Source organism: Pseudomonas sp. AL10 (assembly GCF_029960685.1).
Taxonomy (GTDB): domain Bacteria; phylum Pseudomonadota; class Gammaproteobacteria; order Pseudomonadales; family Pseudomonadaceae; genus Aquipseudomonas; species Aquipseudomonas lactis.
Map to the genome: position 1 here is coordinate 20716 of NZ_JASBQZ010000028.1, position 20832 is coordinate 41547.

Genomic DNA, 20832 nt, shown 5'->3' on the forward strand with positions numbered 1-20832 from the left:
TGGACGGCGTACATTCCTTAATCAATTAATGAGATGACCGTGCTCAAAGCACTCAAGAAGATGTTCGGCAAAAGCGAGGCTGAGCCGCTCGCGCCTGTTCCCAGTGCACCTGCCCCCAAGCCCGGCAACCGCAATGACGGTCAACAGCCCGGCCGGAACGCGCCCGCCGCCTCACCGAACAAAACCACGGTGACGCCGCCTGAACAGGTAAAGCCTGCCGAGCCCGCCCCGACGCCTGTGGCCAAGCCCCGTCGCGAACGTGCGCCCAAGCCGCCCGTGACCCCCTGGAAACTCGAAGACTTCGTCGTCGAACCCCAGGAAGGCAAGACCCGCTTCCACGATTTCAAACTGGCCCCGGAACTGATGCACGCCATCCAGGACCTGGGTTTCCCGTACTGCACACCGATCCAGGCGCAAGTGCTGGGCTTCACCCTCGCAGGCAAAGACGCCATCGGCCGCGCACAGACCGGCACCGGCAAGACCGCCGCGTTCCTGATCTCGATCATCACCCAACTGCTGCAAACGCCGCCGCCCAAAGAACGCTACATGGGCGAACCGCGTGCGCTGATCATCGCCCCAACCCGTGAGCTGGTGGTGCAGATCGCCAAGGACGCCGCCGACCTGACCAAGTACACCGGCCTCAACGTCATGACGTTCGTGGGCGGCATGGACTTCGACAAGCAGCTCAAGCACCTTGAAGCCCGCCATTGCGACATCCTCGTCGCCACCCCGGGCCGCCTGCTCGACTTCAACCAGCGCGGCGACGTGCACCTGGACATGGTCGAAGTGATGGTGCTGGACGAAGCCGACCGCATGCTCGACATGGGCTTTATCCCACAAGTACGCCAGATCATTCGCCAGACCCCGCCGAAAACCGAGCGCCAGACCCTGCTGTTCTCCGCGACCTTCACCGAAGACGTGATGAACCTCGCCAAGCAGTGGACCACTGACCCGTCCATCGTCGAGATCGAAGCACTCAACGTTGCCAGCGAAAACGTCGAGCAGCATATCTATGCCGTCGCCGGTGCCGACAAGTACAAACTGCTCTACAACCTGGTCAACGACAACGGTTGGGAGCGCGTGATGGTGTTCGCCAACCGCAAGGACGAAGTGCGCCGCATCGAAGAACGCCTGGTACGTGACGGCGTCAACGCTGCGCAACTGTCGGGTGATGTGCCGCAGCACAAACGCATCAAGACCCTGGAAGGCTTCCGCGAAGGAAAGATCCGCGTGCTCGTGGCCACCGACGTGGCCGGTCGCGGTATTCACATCGACGGCATCAGCCACGTGATCAACTTCACCCTGCCGGAAGTGCCGGACGACTACGTGCACCGCATCGGCCGTACCGGGCGTGCTGGGGCTGCGGGTGTGTCGATCAGCTTTGCGGGCGAAGATGACTCGTACCAGTTGCCGTCCATCGAGGCGTTGCTGGGGCGCAAGATCAGCTGTGAGACGCCGCCGACGCATTTGTTGCGGGCGGTGGAGCGCAAGCGGCCTTAAGCGCGACTCAATGCCAGTCAGCGAACCTGACTGGCATTTTTACGGGCTCGGCCACTATTGCTGATCAGTCATCGCGATCCGAGTCACTCAGAACAGACTGACGAATACGCGTTGCCTCCCGTCGAAACTCCCCATAGAACTGAAAACTACTCCCTGACATGTCCACCAGTCCCAGGCTCATTGGTCGTGGGTGTGGTTGCTGCTGCCACTGGGGCTGCTCGTCCTCAGCCACTGGCTGCGCTTGTGTGCTGTTGAGTCGAGCATCCAGGCCACGGCTGAAGTTGGTCCATCTGAGCACCGAGCGCGCGCCCCCGAATAGTTGGCTGGCGGGGGTAATCTCTTTTGGGCCGGCGAACGAGTAGGATCTCCCTGTCGCGTTCTTGCCTGCCGCAACGAGGCCTTTGCCAAGGGAACTTGAGAGGAAGCCTGTTGTATGTTCAGAGGCTCTGAGCATTGAGGCCTCTCTAAAGGCTTTAACACCCAACGTGGCGGAAAGGCTGACACTGGCAACGACACCAACGGTGGAAAACCCTAGCGACGCCCATCCCAGATTCTTGATGTGCTGCGAACGATCCCAGCCCATCTGCTTGTCGACCGCTTCGATACTCAGCCCTGTAATCCCCAATGTACCGCCTATGCTGCTCGCTGAGGTAGCAACCGTAGCCAGCACCTTGCCCGCCAGCGCCAGCCCTGTAAGTTTGCCAATCCCGGCCGCCAGCCCCACCACTGCAACCTTGAACGCCACCAACGACAAGGCCAACGCAACGCCGGTAAGCGTCCAAGCCAACCACTTCGGCAACAACCCGCTAGGGTCGATGAGATTGACCGGATTCCCGGCACAGTAGGCGTAGCTGTTAATCCCACCCTCATCAAAAGGCGCCAACGGGTCAGCCGAAAGAAACACTATCAAGCGCGGGTCGTAAGCACGCGGCCCTAAATGGTACAGACCGACCGCTGCATCCAGACGCTCGCCGGTAAACGCCGGCAATTGCAGGTCCGCCATCGAGCGCACATTGCCGTCCCGCGCAACCACGTTGCCTTCGCCATACGGAGCGTAATGGCGCTGCACCGTAGTCTGCCCCGGCGCCACGATGCCGCGCACGGTGCCCGCCCCGTCATTCAGATGCAATTGCGGCCCGTCTACCCCGCCAGTACGCACCTGCACGTGGCCAGCTGCATTGAAGTAACGCAGTTTCCTGCTGCCCTCCACCAACGTATCCAGGCGATCCCCCGCGTAAGCCATGACCACCGGTGTCTCGTTACCCCGGGCCGCCACGACTTGGCGAGATTGAGCATCGTACTGGTAACTGCATTGCAGCGAGCCCTCCTGCACGTGGGTCAACTGGTCAAAGCCATTGTAGGTATAGATGCGCCCGGCCGGCCCACCGGTCAAATTACCCGCCGCATCATAGGTCAAGGCATCATCTTGCGCCGGGTTGGAGTGGGTTACACGGGTCAGGCGGGTGGGGTCTGCGTCGGTGAAAAACCGCATGCTGATGTCCTGCGTGCCGTCGGCGAAAGAGGTCACGACGCGGGTGATGTTATCCAGGCTGTCGAAACTGAATTGTTGCCCTGCGATGTTTCGTCCCAGGGAATCCTGGGGGTATTCACGCCCCTCGCAACGATAAGAGGTAAGTCGCAAGAAGGCGTCATAGGTAAACGTCTCGCCAATCACCAATTGCGCAGCTGCATCACGCACAAATCGGCTGGCCAGCAAGCTATTGGGATGATAAGTGCTGCTCATCACTTGCAGCAGCGCACCGTTTTGCTCAAAGCGCCGCTCAGCCTCGCGCCCCAGAGCGTCATAGCCCACGCGGGTGACCACCTCGGTATTGGCATAGCGGGTGGTCAGCACCTCAGGCCGCGCAAACCGATCATAGTGCTGTTCAACCGCCACCTCTCCGGCCACCATCTTGCGGAACCTGCCGTTGGCGTCATATTCAAAGTCGCTTCGCTGCCCCTCAGGGGACGTGTAGTGCAGCAGGCGCCCGCCCATAGAGTGGCCATAGTGGGCGGTCAATGGCATGCCGAGCACCGTTTGCACTTCTTTTTCCGGGTAACCGTTCACATCGTGGAATAACTCATGTTTGAGCGCGCCACTCTCTGAATAGGTGGGTTGACCACTGACCGGGTCATGCCGGTAGAGCCTGTCCGGATGCCCCGCCATCTTGACCGTGCTCAGCGTGCCCAACTCTTTGTCATAAGCCCATTGCTGGCGCGTCCCGGCGCCGGACACCACGGCCACAGGTTCAGTCCAATCGGTCTCATAATCCCAAGTAGTGGCGGACGCCGTCCCCCTGGACTGCGCTGTCAATCGGCCCAGACTGTCGTAGGTGCGCGATCCCACCAGCCTGCCATCAATGCTGATTGAACTTGTGTGCGGCTCACTGCTGCCTGGCGCGTAGGCCACGGTGCGCTGCCGCGAAGGGCTGCCATCCGAAGGCGTTTGGACGGTCATCACCACGCGGTCGAACAGGTCATAAAAGTAATCGGTGCGATGCTTATCCATGTCCAGACGTGACAGGCAACGCCCCAGGCCGTCATAGGTACGTGACTCCACCTCAGTGAGCTGCCCGAGAGCGTCTACCCGATTCACCTGGAACGGCTGATGATGAGCATTCAGATGAGTTTCCAGACGCTCGCCACCCTCGACTCCGGTTACACGCAGATGCAGCCGAGGGTCATAGTCATCGATCGTCACGCTGCCATCGGCGCGTGTCACACGACTGGCGTTACCCCAAGGGTTATAGGCGTAGCGCGTGGTCAAGACGTGTTCGCCATCGGGCAGATAATCAATACGCGTCTTTTCTACCGTTTGCCCAAGGGCGTCATAACGCCAGGTACCTAGGGGCTGCTCGCTAGTTCCGCCCTCCAGCAACAGCGCTCGCGCAACCTGCCGTCCCATCCCATCGTAGTAAGTGACGGTGTTGCGGCCTTGCGCATCCGTGGTCACCAAATGGGCGCGCTTCGTGGGCGTTGCATAGTGATAGACAAAATGACGCCCAGCTTCCTGCGGTTTACCTGGCGAAGCCGTTTCCGCCGTCAAACGCCCAGCAACATCATACGTCATGACCAGCGTTGCCTCCCCGTCGCGGCTCATCGACAGCAGGCGCCGGTTGACCAGAGAGAGCGTGCGTACCGATTCCAGCCAGTGGCCTTCACGGCCCAACAGCCGATGAGTTTCACTGAGCGTATCGCCGCTGAGGGTGTAACTGAAATGGTTGACTAACGATTGTCCGTCGATGGCAGAAGTGCTGCTTTTCAATCGCCCAGCCAGTTCCAAGGGGGCGTCGTAATAGCTTTGCTGCTGACTGACCCTGGCTTCCTGAGAACTCGACAGAAGAACACAGTAACTGCTGCCTGTCGCAGGTATTCGAGTGTGGGTGTACTCGGTAAGTCGGTCTGTGGGGTTGCCTGCTACGGGGATCAAGCGCTCTTGCTTTAAGTAACGCTGAAAAAGCCCATGAGGGTCGGCTGGACATTTTCCGCTTTCACCATTGATAGGGTAATAGCTGAACTCGGTGCGTACGCCGGAAGCCTCGGTGCGACTCAACTCGTTGCCGTATTCATCGGTTTCGATCGCAACCTGCACTTCTCTCGTCGTACCGCCAGCCACCAACTCATAACGAGTGGTGATAAGCCTGGGCAGTTGGAGATTGGCGGGCTGCGCCGGAAAGAGCCCTGGAGCGGTGTTGTAAGCAATGGTCGTGGTGGCTCGCGCGCCTTCGCGCAAGGTTTGTTCTTCAATCAGCAAGTGGAATTTGTTGAACGTGCTGCGGGTACTGCTCAGTACGGTACTGTCTTGCGAGTCGATAGATCTCTCTTCAACCCAATAGTTATAGTCCCCACCAATCACGTACAGGTTGTCTTCGCCTTCACGAAAGCCGCCAGAATAGGGATAACCCGTAAAATTATTGCCCGTGCTATAGGTGTAAGTTCGGGTAATAGGCAACTGACTGTTCGCGGGTGTCTGAACCCAACTGTAAACCCGTGGAATATATTGACCATTGCCATACTGATGACCGTTCTCGACGTACCTGATTTGCTCCTCGCCTCCCATCGGCGACTTCACATGGTCGATGGCAATCAATCCATTGCGAAACGCGGGTGTATAGCCAAAAACGAACCCCACACTCTGAAACGGCTCATCCCGATCGTAAGGCGCCGTGATAGCGGTCAACTTACCACTGGTATAAGTGAAACGAGTACGGGCATATCGACCGCCGTCTACTCGTGAATCAACCGCTGCAAGGCGCCCGCTGGAGTAGGACAGCTGCAACAACACTTCCTGATTCTGCCCCAGGACCCGCTCGAGCGATCCGCCCAGCGTATACTCCCACTTCATGCGCTCGCCGTTCTCAAACTCAATCGCCACGATCCGATAAGGCATGGAACTGCTGGTACGCTGCAACACCTCAACAGTGCCGTCTTTGTAAATTACATGCAGCGTACTCGTATCAGGCCGCCGAACGACCAGATTTTTTAGTTTGTTATCCTTAATAATTAACGTGCCGCCAACAGCGGGTAGACTTTGGGTCTTGAATTGCTCCCCGGTAAGCAGCGTCAGTCGCAAGCGTGCACTGTCGAACTCGGTATTGCTTATTCGCCATCCGGTACCGTACACGTCTGACGCCGTATTGAGCATGGAGAACGATAACGCAATATCACGACTTACCTCTAGCGGCCCCATAGGATATAACGTCACCAGATTAATTCGGACATTGTAGTGCCCCGTACGCGTGTCGACCGCACCACTTAAATAAGTATTAAAATTGAAAGCTTGAGAATAGACATCCATATTAATCACCACTCATTGAGCAATATCATTAGGTATCGACCCCCCAATGACTTCAACCATCCTTTAACCCCAGAAAATTCCCACCATCTGAGTAGTCGATAACATAAACCTGCTCACACCCATAGTTATCCCACAAGCGCCATTTGCTTTGGTGATCTAATTGCACTCCCCAAAATTGATTATCACGATACCTGACCGCGCGCATAATGGTAGAGCGCCTGTCGAACCTGACAACCTTCTGGTCTCCATCTGGATGGGTTTTAGAAATATCGGACATCACCACCTTGGGATTGGCGACATCCTTACCGTATACGATGCCGCCTTTATAAGTTCGATCGGGTATATACCCTGTGCAGTAGGACGAGGTGGAACTTTTCCCTTCCTGATGGAGAAAAAGCGGCGAATCAAGACCCTGATTAACAAGAAACCTCTCCCCCGACCTAGGGGTCCAATAATATACATCAACGTCGCAAAAATAATCTTGATATGCATCGTGATCCTCGTATTGTATGAGATCACTGACCCACAACCTATACGGGGGAACGAAGCCAATCGTTACGTACGAAATAAAGCTAATATCATCATGGACATAGTTAGTCGTATATCGAGTCCCATCTACGTCAATAACGGCCATGAACCGAACCCTTTCATGAGAGGTTCCTGCGTTAACCCGCAGGTATCGATTGATCACTTCCTTTGGCGGGCCCATTGCGTTTTGTCGTTTTGAGGTTGCCGTCTCACGCACAGCTTCAGCACCCATGCTTCTCAAACCGAGGTCATATATGTTTTTTCCTTTATCGCAACTCCAACCGCTAGGAAGCGGTTCATGATCATCCAGCGAAAAGCGTGTTAACGTCAGACTGTTGCGCTGTGCATCCGTCAATTTAGCTTGCACCGTACTTCCATCAGGGCGCCGCTGCATCATGATGACCTCCACTTCTACCTGGCACTGATGACGGCCATTGGAATAAAGAGCGTCGGTCAATGTCTGACCATTAGGGAGCACAATCTCGAAATGTTCCAAGTAGTACGACCCAACTTCCGATGCGTTCCGCAAGTACAGATTCCCTTTACTGTCACCCTCCAACGTAAACGTATGCTCTGTTCCAAAGTTGTCCAACAACCGCCAAGACCTACGTTCATGGTGTTCAGGAAAAACAAAGCGATTACTGACAACTCTGATCGCACGCATGATGGTAGGTCGCTCATTAAATCTCACCAGCGCATGTTCATCAGGCACACCCAAACCCTGATGGAGTTCTCCTATCTCCAGCGTTTGTCCCACTTCATTTTTATTGGTAAGCGTTCCTGCTTTATAGGACAACCCTACCCAGCCCTCTACCGTTCGCGACAATGAAGAGTCGAAAGCTGCTCCATCACCCGGTAAATTAATCGGTTCCGCAATACCTCTATTTTCGACAAAACACACCCCTGCTGGAGGTTGCCAATAGTAGACCGCAGCCATCACTATCGCATTCGAACTAGAAGCGAAATACGCGCCAGGATCTTCATAGACTTCAAGATCTCGAACATCCAAATAAAACGGTTGCTCGGGCACGAGGGTAACCGATGACTCAAAGGCCGCTCCGCCTTGGGAAAAATGCGTTGTATAAATTTTCCCATCAATAACTATCCGCGCCATAAAGCGCACCGGCCCCACCGCGACATCTAAATCACAACGCAAATAACGGATTACAGACTCGGCCTGTGGATGGCTGGCGAATTCAGTTACGGTATTTTTTGAATATTCATTGACCGAATCTTTCGCCCAGAGCCCAATGTCATATCGATTTTTCTGCGTATCACAACTCCACCCGCGCGGAAGTTTTTCATTATGCTGCTCAGACCATTCAACGACGGCCACACTGCTACGCTCTTCATCAGTCAAGAGGGCAACGGCCCACGTACCATCTGCGGCGCGGAGCTGCTTGACAATATCAATGATAACTTCACATTGATGGTTACCATTGGCATACAAGCCATTGGCCCTATTCGTTCTATTTGGGCGCCTGATACTGAAACTCAATAATCTGCTTGCATGCTCGTGCGCGACCATACCCTACCTTCCGCTATTGCTTGTTGGTGATGTGGCCAATGTCTCAGCGAAGTTATCTCACTTGAAAAGCACATTGGCGCCCTAACACCATCAAAGCCTATAACGGTAGCCAGCAACAACTGTCAGATCTGACAGTCTTATATACTAATTTCGAATAAACCTAACAATACCCAGTCAAAAAACAATGGATCAAAGACAAACTATTGAAAGCCGGCACTTGCATCTGCTCAGGGCTTCCAGCGGTCAGCCGCCGCATGATCACTATCACGCCCTTCCACCCACCGCGGCCCCTCCGGTGTGTTTTCCTTCTTCCAGAACGGCGCCCGCGTCTTCAGGTAATCCATCACAAACGCACAGGCATCAAATGCCGCCTGGCGATGCGCACTGGCCGTGCCGACAAACACAATCGGCTCGCCCGGCTCCAGCTCGCCAATACGATGCAGCACCTCCAGCTTGAGCAACGGCCAGCGCTGCTCGGCTTCCACGGCAATCTTGGCCAGGGCCTTTTCGGTCATGCCGGGGTAGTGTTCCAGGAACATCCCCGACACGTCGCGCCCGTCATTGAAGTCGCGTACATAGCCGACAAAACTCACCACCGCGCCCACGCCCACATTGGCCGCGTGCATGGCGTTGACTTCGGCACCGGGATCAAAGGCCTCGACCTGCACACGAATGGCCATGTTCAGCCTCCGGTCACGGGGGGGAAGAAGGCGATTTCATCGCCGGCTTGCACCGGCTCGTCCAGGCTGCACAACTCCTCGTTGCGCGCACACATCAGGCTCTCTTCGTTGAGCACCGCGAATTCCGGGTCAGCAGCCAGCGCGAGGCGCACGCCGTCAACAGTGGCAAACTCACCTTCCATCTCCAGCGAATCGAAGCCCACCGCTTCGGCGTAGCGCGCAAAAAACAGTACGTTGATACTCATTGTTCATCCGCCTTGAAATGCCCGCTCTTACCGCCCAGCTTTTCCAGCAGGCGAATACTTTCGATGGTCATGCCGCGATCCACCGCCTTGCACATGTCGTAGATCGTCAGCGCGGCGACGCTGGCGGCGGTCAGGGCTTCCATCTCCACGCCGGTCTGGCCGGAGAGCTTGCAGCGCGCCACGATACGAACCGCGTCTGCACCGTCGGCACTCAGCTCGACCTTGACGCCGGTGAGCATCAACGGATGGCACAGGGGGATCAAGTCACTGGTTTTTTTCGCTGCCTGGATCCCGGCAATGCGGGCCACGGCAAACACGTCGCCCTTGGGGTGGGCGCCGTCGACAATCATTTGCAGGGTGGCGGGCAACATGCGCACCCGCGCTTGCGCCACCGCCTCACGGAACGTCACGGCTTTGTCGGTGACGTCGACCATATGGGCGCGACCTTGGGAATCGAGATGAGTCAGCACAGGGATACTCCTGATCAGGAGCAGGGATTGTAAACCTGTGGGTCAAAATTTGCGCAGGGCTGTTTATCCCACCCTGTAGGAGCGAGCTTGCTCGCGAAAAACTCACAGGCGCCGCGTTTACCCAGGGTGCACGCGTTATCGTTGACGTTTTTCGCGAGCAAGCTCGCTCCTACATTCAAGGCTAGAACAGGAAGGTAAACCCGGCATTGATCCCGTTGTTGTTACCCCGGTTGGAGAGCAAGCCGCTGTAGTTCAACGACACAAGGGTGTCCTTGGTCAAGGCCATCTCCGCACTGGCTTTGATCACCGCACCATCCCTGGCCACAGGCACGCTGTTTACGGCGAAGGCCGTGTCACTGCCGGAAAACTTCAGAGAAGCTTCACGATCGGTATCACCAAACTGGTGCTCCCAACCCAGCTCACCGCGCAGGGTCACCGCCGAGGTGGACGTGAGCGGCAGCTGGGTATGGCCACGCACGCCCAGGGTGGAGAGTGTCGCGTCCTGGCTTTGCTGGCTGGCATGCAAGGCTGCGGCACCGCCTTTTTCCTTGAACGAGTCGCTTTGATAGTTCAGGTACGTGAGGTTGGCGAAGGGTTCAAACACGGTCCACTGGGTGTAACCGATCTCGGCAAACACTTGGTCGGTACGCGCGTTGTAGTCGGCCTTGGCATGGTCCGACTGATTGGCATAGGCCACCCGTCGCGAAGTGTCCAGACGGTGCCAAGTGCTGGCACCGCCCAGGCGCAGGGCAATCGCCTCGAAGCGTTTGCCGCCATAGACCGACAGGTGATAGTTGTCGCTGTCCGCCGACGCCGACTGGCCGTTGAGGTGGCTTTGGGTATAACCGGTCGCCGCGCCCACGCGCCAGCCGTCGTTCACCTCGGTGTCCAGGCCCAGCAGTACGCCGCTGGTGGACGAGGAGTAGCCGCTGGCGTTGTTGTCACCACTGACGTTGTTGCGTCCACCAAGCAGCTGTACCCAGCCGCCGTTGTCACGGCTGTCGATCTGCGCGCTGGAGTCCAGTGCCTGCGCCTGTTGCAGGCGAGCGTTGACCGCTTCACGCAGGTAGCGGCTGTCAGCCATTTGCGCTGCAGCCACGTCCGAATGCAGTTGCCCTGAAAGTTGTTTGAAGCCCTCCCGCGCCTGGGCAGCGGAATCCGACGCCAGCAGGCTTTCGTAGACCGGGCTGCCAGCGCCCAATGTCTCGGCTACCGTCGCCACCGACCGCTCATTGCGGGTTTGCGCGACGCTGGCGAAGGTGGTCTGGTTGCGGGCTATCGCCAGGGTCAACTGGTTCGGTTGATAGTTCAGCGCAGTGCCAATGAACAGGTAGTTGGGGGCGAACGCTGCAAACTGCCCCTGGATACCTTGGCTGGCGCTGAGGATATTGAACTGCTGGCCCAGCAAGCTGCGCGCCTCGGTGGCGGTCAACAGGTTGGGGCTGTTCTCTAGGGACACGCTCACCACACCGCCATTGAGGGTCGCCACCCCGCTGCTCTGCAACTGGTCGCTGCGGCCATCGGCCCCGACTTCGACGGCATACACCGAACCCGGGTTGAACGTGACATCGCCGGTGCGCAGTGTGCCTATCGAATGCCCAGGGGCCACTCGCCCACCGTTGTTGACGGTCAAGGCGCCCACCGTGCCGTTGCCAGCCAGGGTGCCGCCCAATGTGGTCATCACGCCGTTATCGGCATTGCGCGTGCCCACGGCGCTGCCATCTACCGTCACGGCAGAGATCAACGCGCCGTCCACCGACAATTTGCCACCGCGTACCCAAGTGCTGCCCGAATAGCTGTTCTGGCCTTCCAGCACCAACTCGCCATCCCCCGACTTGACCAGGCTACCCACGTAGGTGCTGCCAGTGAGCGCGTCCTGGCCGCGGGTGAGTGTTGCCTGCTCGCGGGCATGACCGATGTCGTATTCGAACTGATCATCGGCCGAGGCATTGGCGGGCAGACCATTGAGCCAGCCTTTCTGCGCTTTAGTGGCGGCCCAGCTCGCCTGTTCGGCAGCGTCCTCTACGCGACGGGCGCGAATGGCTTCATCGGAAATCGGGTTGGCCCAGATATCGCGGGTACCGGTGGGCAAAGCCACTGCCACCGCACCGAGGAACTGCCCCGGCCCTTGCATGGCTTTTTGCAGGTTGGGCAAGCCCCAGCCACTGACCACACCCGGCACTTGCGGCAAACCCGGCGCGGCATCATGCACCGGTTGCAGGTTGTCGTAGGTGCGGCCACCGGTCAGCGTGCCAACCGGCGTGTCCGGGCCATCCGGCGCTTGCAGGCTGGAGGTGGTCAGCAACACGTCCCGCGCCTGGCTGGCGGTCATGTAGGGGAAGCGTTGCATCACTAGCGCCAAGGCCCCGGAAACGCTCGGCGCGGCGGCCGAGGTGCCGTTGGCATTCGGGATGATTTCGCCCTCGGGGCCGGCAGATGGAATGCCCGATACGCCCATCACGCACCACCACTTGGACGTACCGCAGCGGTTGTAGACCTGGGCGCTAGTTTCGTCGTAGCCAGTGATGGAGAGGAACTTAGCTTCGATATCCGGTTTGAAGAACGGCAGGTTCGCATTGGTGTCCGGGTTGGCACCGTGGCTGTCGTTGCCCGCCGAGATGATCTGGATGAACGTGTTTTGCCGGGCCGCATCGGCCATGGCGTCCATCCAGGTTTTGTGCCCGGCATGGGCCTTGTCCCAGAACGGGCGATAGGCGGCGGTCATGTCGCGCAGGTTTTGCGCGGCGCTGTCGCCGACGTTGCCGAAGTGGTTCTCCACGTCATCGCGCGAACTCTGCCCCCAACTCTGGTTGACGATCGCCACGTTCTTCGCCGCCAGGGCGTTGTAGCTGGCCATGAATGCGTTGTAGTCGAGGTCGTTGGAGCCTTGGTAGCGGTCGTTGTCGCTGCCGCCAGTGTTGGCGACAAACAGGTTGGCGTCGAAGGCAATGCCGTGCATACCCGTGCCGTTGCGGTTGGCGGCCAGCACCCCGGACATCTCCGTGCCATGCCCGTCGTTGAACGCCGGGTCGTATTCCCCTGGGATACTGAAATGCTCACCCTGCTTGAACTCACCACTGGGCACTTCAAGGCGGTAGCGCGGATGGGTGGCGTAGTACTCGCCCGTGGAGGTCACCGCCTGCACCCGGTCTTGGCCCTGGGCATTCTTGCCCTGGAACTCGGAGTGTTCGGTGAGGATGCCCGAGTCCAGCACGCCGACATTCACCCCCTTACCGGTGATGCCCAAGGCATAGGCGTAGTACGCGTTGGTGCGGTCCAGGCCAGAGTTGACCTGAGCTTCCGGGGTCTTCCAGGTTTGCGCGTTGGCGCTCCAGTCACGGGTTGCGCCAGCCCAGGACTGGCCGGCGTTCAACTGCCCATTGAGGTTGCTGCTAACGCCTGGCTCGACGTAGGTGTAAGGCTTGGCGGCCGGCAAGTTGGCGATAATGGCCTTGGAAAAGTCCAGGATATTGGTGGTGTAGCGGCCGCTGTTGCTGAACAGCCGGCTGCGGTAGTAATCCAGGCGCGAGGCGTAGTCCAGTGGCCGACGGGTGTCGCCGAGCATGGCGCCGATGGTCAGGTTCTCGGGTTGCAGCTCATAGTTTTGCTTGAGGGCCGAATCGAACTTGCCGGACTGGGCCGCGAAGTCCTTGGCCGCAAGATCGACAATATCCGCGTAGGCAAACCTGAGGTTTTTATACACGGCAGTCTCAGGGCCGAATGAGGCGACGGCTGCCCTGAACGCCGATTCCAGTACCTGCGGGGTGTAAGGGTTGTCGTCTGCCCTGGCCATGGAACCGTGGCCCAGCCATAAGGCCAGGCCGAGTGCTATGGGTGAAAGGGGTGTGGTCTTGAAACGGGGGGTGCGATTGCGTTGCGACACAGTGAAGCCATTACCTGCTACGTCCATTTTCCTTTCCCTTTGGATATGTGCGTCATCAATGAGCGGTGTTTCGGGCTTTTGTAATAGGCAGGGTCACGGTGAAAACCCTGGACAGGTTTTCCAAGCGTTCGTCGAATCAAGGAGGTGGTGTTCCGACGGGGTCTTGCAGTGTTCTTATAGTTTTTACCGCGAGAAAAAATGTAACAAAATAATTACAGAGATCACAAGCACCCAGGACGCGTTAACGCAGGCAAATGTCGCACAAAACAAAAACCCCGGACTTCGTGAAAAAGCCGGGGCTTTTCGTCGCAGGTTCGCTGTAGTTACAGATGGGACTCGGCGTATTCAGCCAGAATCGAACGCGGTACCCCTTGCAGCGCAATGTGCACGCCGTTCGGGAAGTCTTTGAAGCGTTCCGTCAGGTAAGTCAGCCCGGAGCTGGTCGCGGACAGGTAAGGGGTGTCGATCTGCGCCAGGTTGCCCAGGCACACCACTTTGGAACCGGCGCCCGCACGGGTGATGATGGTTTTCATCTGGTGCGGCGTAAGGTTCTGGCATTCATCGATCAGAATCAGGCTTTGCTGGAAGCTGCGACCTCGAATGTAGTTGAGGGATTTGAACTGCAACGGCACTTTGCTGAGGATGTAGTCGACGCTGCCATGGGTGTTTTCGTCATCCATGTGCAAGGCTTCGAGGTTGTCGGTAATCGCCCCCAGCCACGGCTCCATTTTTTCCGCCTCGGTACCGGGCAGAAAGCCGATTTCCTGGTCCAGGCCCTGCACGCTGCGGGTGGCGATGATACGGCGATAGCGTTTGGTGACCATGGTCTGTTCGATGGCGGCGGCCAGGGCCAGGATGGTTTTGCCCGAACCTGCGGCGCCGGTCAGGTTGACCAGGTGGATGTCCGGGTCGAGCAGCGCGTAGAGCGCCAGGCTCTGGTAGATATCACGCGGTTTCAGGCCCCAGGCTTCCTGGTGCAACAGGGGTTCCTGATGCAGGTCGAGAATCAGCAGCTTGTCGACCTGGATCTCTTTGATCCAGCCCACGAAGCCCTGTTCATCGACGATGAACTCATTGATATGCACGGCCGGCAGGTTGTCGATCAGTTGTACCTGGTGCCAGGTGCGGCCGTGGTCCTGACGGGTTTCGACCTTGCTCACACGGTCCCAGAACGAGCCGGTCATCATGTGATAACCACGGGACAGCATCGACACGTCGTCGACCAGTTGGTCGGTGCTGTAGTCCTCGGCAGCGATCCCACACGCTCGAGCCTTGAGGCGCATATTGATGTCTTTGGTCACCAGCACCACGCGCAGGTCCTTGTCGCGCGCATGCAGGTCGATCAATTGGTTGATGATTTTGTTGTCGTTCAGGTTTTCCGGCAGCAGGCTGTTGGGCTCGCTGCGCTTGCTCATCAGGATCGACAGCAAGCCCTTGGGCCCGCCCTTGCCACGCTGGATCGGTACGCCGACTTCAACGTCCTCGGGCGAGGCTTCACCCAGGGTCTTGTCGATCAGGCGGATGGCCTGGCGGCATTCGGCGGCAACGCTGTGGTGGCCGCTTTTGAGTTTGTCGAGCTCCTCAAGCACGATCATCGGGATGGCGACGTGGTGTTCTTCGAAGTTCAGCAGTGCGTTTGGATCGTGGATCAATACGTTGGTATCAAGCACATAAAGGATTGGCTGGTCGGAAGAAGGGTTACGTCCATGATCATCCATACTCGGTCACCTTTGTGGGAGCCATTCGACGCAATACCTGGGCGGTGCTGCGCCTCGATTCGACCACCGATTGCACCTTGAACAAGGTCAAGTGCAGTGCCCACAGGAGGAGTCTTGGAAGACGCCACCTGTGCTGCAGGTTTCGGCGATCTGACTTCGTAATACCGCAAAACCCATGACAGGAAAAAGCACTTTGACGCTTTTTTGAAGTTTATTTTTCAGGATGACGAATAGCACTAGCCGAGTGCCATGTACCCCGTTAAAGTCGGAAGTCCGCCTGCATCGAAATGTCGCAGCAAATCGCCCCGAAAACACCCCATCCCCAGCAAAGTCGGGCACTTCATCGAAATGCCTCGCGACACTCCTGCCAACCCAAGCCACTCTGCGCCGTCGCCTGCAATACCATTGGTAATGCCACCCGCGCCTTGTCCTGAGTGTCGTGAAACACGATCACGCCTTTGCGCCACAGCAGCATCAACGTCAGCACCCGTTGCGCCGACTCATCGGCCTTGAGCTTGCTCGGCTCGTCCTGGGAATCGATGTCCCATAACGCCACTTGCAGGCCCTGTTGCTGGAAGAAGCCCTGGCTGTCCGCACGGCGCTGCCCATACGGTGGGCGGAACAAGGGCACATAGTTTTCCGGCATCAGGTTCTGTACCAGCCCGGCACTGCGGGTGATGGAGCTTTGCCAGTCGACCCAATGGCTATGGGAGCGGTACTGCCAGCCCTGCACACCCACGCACTGCCCTTGGTACAGCGCCTGCACATCGGCGGCGGAACTGCGCTCCACGCGGGTTTGCAAGCTGCTGCCAAGGACAAAGAACGTCGCGTTCATCTTTTGCTTGCGCAGGTAATCGGTGAGCCAGTCGGTATTGCCGCTGACAGGTGCAGGGCCACCGTCGAAGGTCAGTAAAAACATCCGGTCATTGAGTTCATCACCGTTGCGCTCATGATCGCCAAAGCGCGCCACTTCACTGCTGATCTGCGGAAACAGTGCAGCCTTGCGCAACAACTCGTCCAGATAGCGTGCGTGAAAGTGCCGGCTGGGGGCGGCCCAGCCTATATAGAACGAGTTGTCACTGACCTCGAACTTGCCGGCCTGCTCACGCAGGTCGTCCATGTTCTCCACCAGGTAGCAGAACGAGGCGTCTTCTTCGCAGCTCTGCTGGGCGAACATGTAGTTCTCCAACAGCCGTTGCCAGAGCTGGCGACGCAGGTCGTCGATGGCAGCCAGGTTGATGATCTTCAGCCCCAGGCGTTGCTTGAGCGCGGCGTCGTCCAAGGCTTCGCTGGCGAGCAGGCCGTGGGCAAACATCAGGATCTCCGCACGCGAAGCCACATCGAACAGCGCCGGGCTGACGAGTTTTTCCGGCCAGGTACCACGGTCCAGGCTGGCGACATCCACCGGCGCGGCCTGGGCATTCAGGCACAGCAGGCAAGCGGACAATAAAAGCGCTAATCGCACGCGGGGTCTCCCTCTGCAGAGTCGTCGGCCACTATAGCTGATCACGTCCGCCCAGATCGCATTGGCCAGGTTCGACGGGCCTCTGGCTGGCCATCACGGATAAATCCTACAGCTATTGCCCCTCCAATAAGTAAGAGACCTCTTGATTCCCTCCACCCTATTGAAGGGCTCGCTTACGGCTTCCTAAGATCGGCCCCAACCTGCGGTTCTGCGAGCTGCATGTTCCCCATCGTGTCCCGGCTGACGGCAATTGCAATTGGCGGGGCAACAGGAAAAAAGGAAGCTCCATGCCCCGCCAAAGCGACCTGCGATTCACGTTCGAGCCCTTGAAAGGCGATGCCTTCGATGTGGTGTCCTTCACGCTTGAAGAAGGCCTGTCCCAGCCGTTCAAACTGCATTTGGAACTGGCCAGCCACAACGCCGCCATCGACTTCAATAACGTGCTCGACCTGGCGGGGCTGTTCACGATCTGGCGCGGCGAAATGCCGGTGCGCTACGTACACGGCCTGGTCAGCCTGTTCACCCAAGGCGACACCGGCTTTCACCGCACCCGCTACACCGCCGTCATCGAACCGACCCTGGCACGTTTCGACCTGCGTTCCAACTGGCGAATTTTCCAAGGCCAAACCGTGCCCGACATCATCACCAGTGTGCTCGCCGAGCACCGACTGACCGACATCCGCCGCGAAATCTGCTTCGACCACCAACGCCGCGAATACTGCGTACAGGCCGGCGAAACCGACCTCGATTTCATCGCCCGCCTCGCGGCCGAGGAAGGCCTTCTCTACACCTTCGAACACCGCGACGACGGCCACACCCTCGTCCTCACCGACCGCGTCGGCGGCCTGGGCACCATCGGCACGCACAAACATTGCCCCGTGATCTACCAACCCATGGCCGGCGGCGATGCCACGGAACCGGCCTTGACCCGTTTTCACTACACCGAACAAGTACGCACCGCCCGCCAGGTACAACGCGACTACACCTTCACCCACCCGCGCTACGACCAACAGCACACCGCCACCGGCGACCAGGACCTGAAGAACCAGCACAAGGACTACGAGCGCTACGACTACCCTGGCCGCTACAAACGCGACATCGCCGGCAAACCCTTCACCAAGACCCGGCTGACCGCCCTGCGCAATGACGCCAAACTGGCGCACCTGGCCGGTGACGACGCACGCCTGCAACCGGGGCTGGCGTTCGACCTCAACGAGCATCCCCGCGAAGACTTCAACGACCGTTGGCGCACCATCGCCATCACCCACGAAGGCAAACAGCACACCAGCTTGCAGGAAGAGGCGTTCGGCAGCGACCGCGGCACGTCTTATGAAATGACCGCCAGCGCCATCCGCTGGACCTCAGATTGGAAGGCGCCGCTGCGTGCCAAACCCTGCATCGACGGCCCGCAGATCGCCACGGTGGTCGGGCCGCCAGGGGAAGAGATTTACTGCGATGAATGGGGCCGGGTGAAAGTGCAGTTTCCGTGGGATCGCGCTGACAAAAACAACGATCACAGCTCATGCTGGATTCGTGTGGCTCAAGGCTGGGCGGGAGAGCTTTGGGGCGCTATGGCCATCCCACGTGTGGGTCAGGAACTGATCATCGGCTACCTTGATGGCGATGCCGATCAGCCTATCGCTATCGGTCGGGCATACCGGCAAACCAACCTGCCACCGTATGAGCTGCCCAAGCACAAGACACGGATGACCATCAAAAGCCGAACTCATAAAGGCGAAGGCTTCAATGAGCTGCGTTTTGAGGATGAACTCGGGCATCAGGAAGTGTTTATCCATGCCGAAAAGGACAAGAACGTCCACATCAAAAACAACAACGGTATTTTCGTCGGCAACGACCGCAAGGAGCGAGTCGAGCACAACGAAACCATCTCCATCGGCGACCACCGCACCGAGGACGTCGGCCAGAACGAAACCATCAGCATCGGTGCCAACCGCAGCGTAACCATCGGTGGCAACAAGGCAGAGACCATCAAGCTGGCCAAAGCCGAAACCATCGGTTTGGCCAAGGCGCTGACCATTGGCGCGGCCTACCAAACCAGCGTTGGCGCGGCCATGAACACTACCGTGGGCCTGAGCCAAAGCGAGCAGGTCGGCATCCACAAATCGGTGGCGGTGGGCAAGAAATTCACCATCGACGCGGGGGATGAATTCAAGGTCACGGTGGGCAAATCCACCTTGGTGATGAAGTCCGACGGCACCGTACTGATCAATGGCCGCACCTTCGATTTCAGCGCCAGCGGCGCGGTGCAGATCAACGGCAAAGACGTGGATATCAACTAGGGGGCGTCATGGAATTTCGCAATCTGACGCCTTTTGATGCGCTGTGTTTCAGTGCGCTGGGCATGGACGACCAAGAGTACCCGGTGCTGGTTTTGAAGGTGGGCTATCGGTTGTTACCCATTGACGAACAACCGGGGCAGTTTCGCGCCGAAGTGATGGACGAGGATCCGTTGGCCCTATGCACCGCTGATCGCTACTACGGCGAGGAAGGGGCAAGCAGCGTCTTCGAGGAAAGTGACCTGGCGCCATTCAAACCGCGCTGTGATGTGATCGTGGTGGGCAATGCTCATACGCCACAAGGCCAACCAGCAACGCAGTGGACCGCCGGGCTGCGCATCAGTGCGCCGCTGGCGCCGCCGCCCAGCATCGAGGTGCACCTGCCGACGCCACTGAGTCCCGGCGAACGACTGACCGAGTACCAGCTAATGGAATGGCAAGCCGCCCGGCAAGAAGCTTTTAAGCGTCGGGCCGATGCGCCGAGGCGCCATTACTTGCTGGACAAGCAACTCAAATTCACCGGCCCTCGCCAATTCCGTCACAGCTTGTTCGGCGGCTGGCAATTGTCCGAGCCTCAGCCCGCAACGTGTGTTCCGCTGCGCTGGGAATATGCCTTCGGTGGCAGCAGCGTAGTGCCTAATCCCGAGCACGCGGTTGATGAAAACACCCCGCCCTATCTGCTCAACGAAGTTTGCTACAGCAACCCACTGGGCTGCGGCTGGATCGACAAGCGTCAAGAAGACCTTGGCTATCAACTGGACAAGCCGCTGCGCGAACTGCCCGCGCCACAGATCGAGCCCATCGACAAACCGGTGTGGCGTCTGGATCGGGTCAAACACCCCGAGGATGAACCGGACGCCCGTGGCATGGCACAGCTCGCGGCCAGCTACAAAAACCAACCGGTTGGATTCGGCGTGGTTGGGCGTGCCTGGGCGCCTCGCCTGCCCTTGGCCGGGAGCTATGACGAGGTTTGGCAGCGGGAACGCTGGCCGGGCTTGCCACGGGATTTCGACTTTGCCTACTGGAACGGTGCGCCGGTTGATCAACAGATCGAATTTCCGCCGCCCGCGTTTCGTCTTGAACTGTTCAACCTGACCGCCCCGGGCCTTACGCCCGACGGCACATTGTGCGTCGAACTGCCCGGCCATCGCCCGTTTGTCCTAATGCGCCTGCACAAAGGCGCCATGCTGCCATTGCCCATGCTCACCGACACCCTGCGCATAGACACCGAAGCCATGACCTTGGCGCTGACCCACCGCATCAGCCTGCCCAATCACCTGGGCATTCGCGTATTGGAAGCGCGCTTCGAGACGGATCCGAATGCACCGCTGATCAAACGCGCAGCAAAGGAGGCGCTCTGACATGGCCGATAACGTCATCGCTCGCAAACAAGGCAAATGGAAGGTGGTCAGCATCGTCCCCGACGTGTGCAAGACGCCGATGGGCAGTGCCGTCCCGCCGGTGCCCTACCCGGTCACCGCCGAGCTGAAAACCGCTACCGGCGTGGCCAAATCGGTACGTGCCAACGGCAGGCCAGTGGTGGTGTTCGACAAGAGCCTGGTACCGACCACCAAGGGGGATGGAGCTGGCGCCGGCAAAGGTATCAAGAGCAACACAGTCGGCGGCAAATGCTACCCGTTGGAGAAGAGCAGCAGCGTACGCGCCGAAGGCAAGTTGGTAGTGCGCCATGACGACAAGTTCTGGATGAATGGGGCTTAGC

At 58.5% G+C, this 20832-nt stretch carries 12 protein-coding genes; 4 read left to right on the plus strand and 8 right to left on the minus strand.

What is annotated here, in order from left to right:
• Positions 1–33: 33 nt before the first annotated feature.
• On the plus strand, positions 34–1500 hold the full coding sequence (gene rhlB, locus QK296_RS21125) for an ATP-dependent RNA helicase RhlB (protein ID WP_003188753.1): 1467 nt from the start codon (positions 34–36) through the stop codon (positions 1498–1500).
• A 64-nt stretch (positions 1501–1564) separates the two neighbouring features.
• On the opposite strand, the gene QK296_RS21130 is transcribed toward rhlB, so the two are convergent.
• From QK296_RS21130 to QK296_RS21165, 8 genes are all read right to left on the minus strand, one after another.
• Complete coding sequence (locus tag QK296_RS21130; RefSeq protein WP_282391267.1) at positions 1565–6298, minus strand: RHS repeat-associated core domain-containing protein; 4734 nt, start codon at positions 6296–6298, stop codon at positions 1565–1567.
• A gap of 52 nt (positions 6299–6350) precedes the next feature.
• Positions 6351–8276: a hypothetical protein gene (locus QK296_RS21135; protein ID WP_282391268.1), complete on the minus strand. Its 1926-nt coding sequence runs from the start codon at positions 8274–8276 to the stop codon at positions 6351–6353.
• A gap of 305 nt (positions 8277–8581) precedes the next feature.
• Entirely contained in the window at positions 8582–9034 is a 453-nt protein-coding gene (gene moaE, locus QK296_RS21140) for a molybdopterin synthase catalytic subunit MoaE (protein WP_003188749.1), read from the minus strand.
• A 2-nt stretch (positions 9035–9036) separates the two neighbouring features.
• Complete coding sequence (moaD, locus tag QK296_RS21145; RefSeq protein WP_003188748.1) at positions 9037–9279, minus strand: molybdopterin converting factor subunit 1; 243 nt, start codon at positions 9277–9279, stop codon at positions 9037–9039.
• Positions 9276–9749 (minus strand): cyclic pyranopterin monophosphate synthase MoaC, encoded by a 474-nt coding sequence (moaC, locus tag QK296_RS21150; protein WP_003188747.1) that lies wholly within the window; start codon positions 9747–9749, stop codon positions 9276–9278. The genes moaD and moaC overlap by 4 nt, the downstream gene beginning before the upstream one ends.
• Before the next feature lie 181 nt (positions 9750–9930).
• Complete coding sequence (locus tag QK296_RS21155; protein WP_282391269.1) at positions 9931–13659, minus strand: autotransporter serine protease; 3729 nt, start codon at positions 13657–13659, stop codon at positions 9931–9933.
• Positions 13660–13955: 296 nt separating this feature from the next.
• Positions 13956–15350 carry a PhoH family protein gene (locus QK296_RS21160; RefSeq protein WP_003188745.1) on the minus strand — a complete coding sequence of 465 codons (1395 nt, stop codon included), beginning with the start codon at positions 15348–15350 and terminating at the stop codon, positions 13956–13958.
• A 340-nt stretch (positions 15351–15690) separates the two neighbouring features.
• Positions 15691–16815, minus strand: coding sequence for a polysaccharide deacetylase family protein (locus QK296_RS21165; RefSeq protein ID WP_282391270.1), 1125 nt, complete (start codon positions 16813–16815; stop codon positions 15691–15693).
• 287 nt (positions 16816–17102) lie between these two features.
• Between QK296_RS21165 and tssI the strand changes: the two genes are divergently transcribed.
• The 3 genes from tssI to QK296_RS21180 are packed head-to-tail and all read left to right on the plus strand — an operon-like array spanning position 17103 to position 20831.
• On the plus strand, positions 17103–19115 hold the full coding sequence (gene tssI, locus QK296_RS21170) for a type VI secretion system tip protein TssI/VgrG (RefSeq protein WP_282391271.1): 2013 nt from the start codon (positions 17103–17105) through the stop codon (positions 19113–19115).
• An 8-nt stretch (positions 19116–19123) separates the two neighbouring features.
• Positions 19124–20473 (plus strand): DUF2169 domain-containing protein, encoded by a 1350-nt coding sequence (locus tag QK296_RS21175; protein WP_282391272.1) that lies wholly within the window; start codon positions 19124–19126, stop codon positions 20471–20473.
• A 1-nt stretch (position 20474) separates the two neighbouring features.
• Complete coding sequence (locus QK296_RS21180; RefSeq protein WP_282391273.1) at positions 20475–20831, plus strand: DUF4150 domain-containing protein; 357 nt, start codon at positions 20475–20477, stop codon at positions 20829–20831.
• Position 20832: the final 1 nt, after the last annotated feature.

Excerpts from the sequence above, each read along its gene's own strand:
- QK296_RS21180 (WP_282391273.1), top strand. The coding sequence starts at position 20,475 with ATGGCCGATAACGTCATCGCTCGCAAACAAGGCAAATGGAAGGTGGTC.
- moaE (WP_003188749.1), bottom strand. The coding sequence starts at position 9,034 with ATGGCCATTCGTGTGCAGGTCGAGGCCTTTGATCCCGGTGCCGAAGTC.
- QK296_RS21155 (WP_282391269.1), bottom strand. The coding sequence starts at position 13,659 with ATGGACGTAGCAGGTAATGGCTTCACTGTGTCGCAACGCAATCGCACC.
- QK296_RS21175 (WP_282391272.1), top strand. The coding sequence starts at position 19,124 with ATGGAATTTCGCAATCTGACGCCTTTTGATGCGCTGTGTTTCAGTGCG.
- QK296_RS21160 (WP_003188745.1), bottom strand. The coding sequence starts at position 15,350 with ATGGATGATCATGGACGTAACCCTTCTTCCGACCAGCCAATCCTTTAT.
- tssI (WP_282391271.1), top strand. The coding sequence starts at position 17,103 with ATGCCCCGCCAAAGCGACCTGCGATTCACGTTCGAGCCCTTGAAAGGC.
- rhlB (WP_003188753.1), top strand. The coding sequence starts at position 34 with ATGACCGTGCTCAAAGCACTCAAGAAGATGTTCGGCAAAAGCGAGGCT.
- moaD (WP_003188748.1), bottom strand. The coding sequence starts at position 9,279 with ATGAGTATCAACGTACTGTTTTTTGCGCGCTACGCCGAAGCGGTGGGC.
- QK296_RS21130 (WP_282391267.1), bottom strand. The coding sequence starts at position 6,298 with ATGGATGTCTATTCTCAAGCTTTCAATTTTAATACTTATTTAAGTGGT.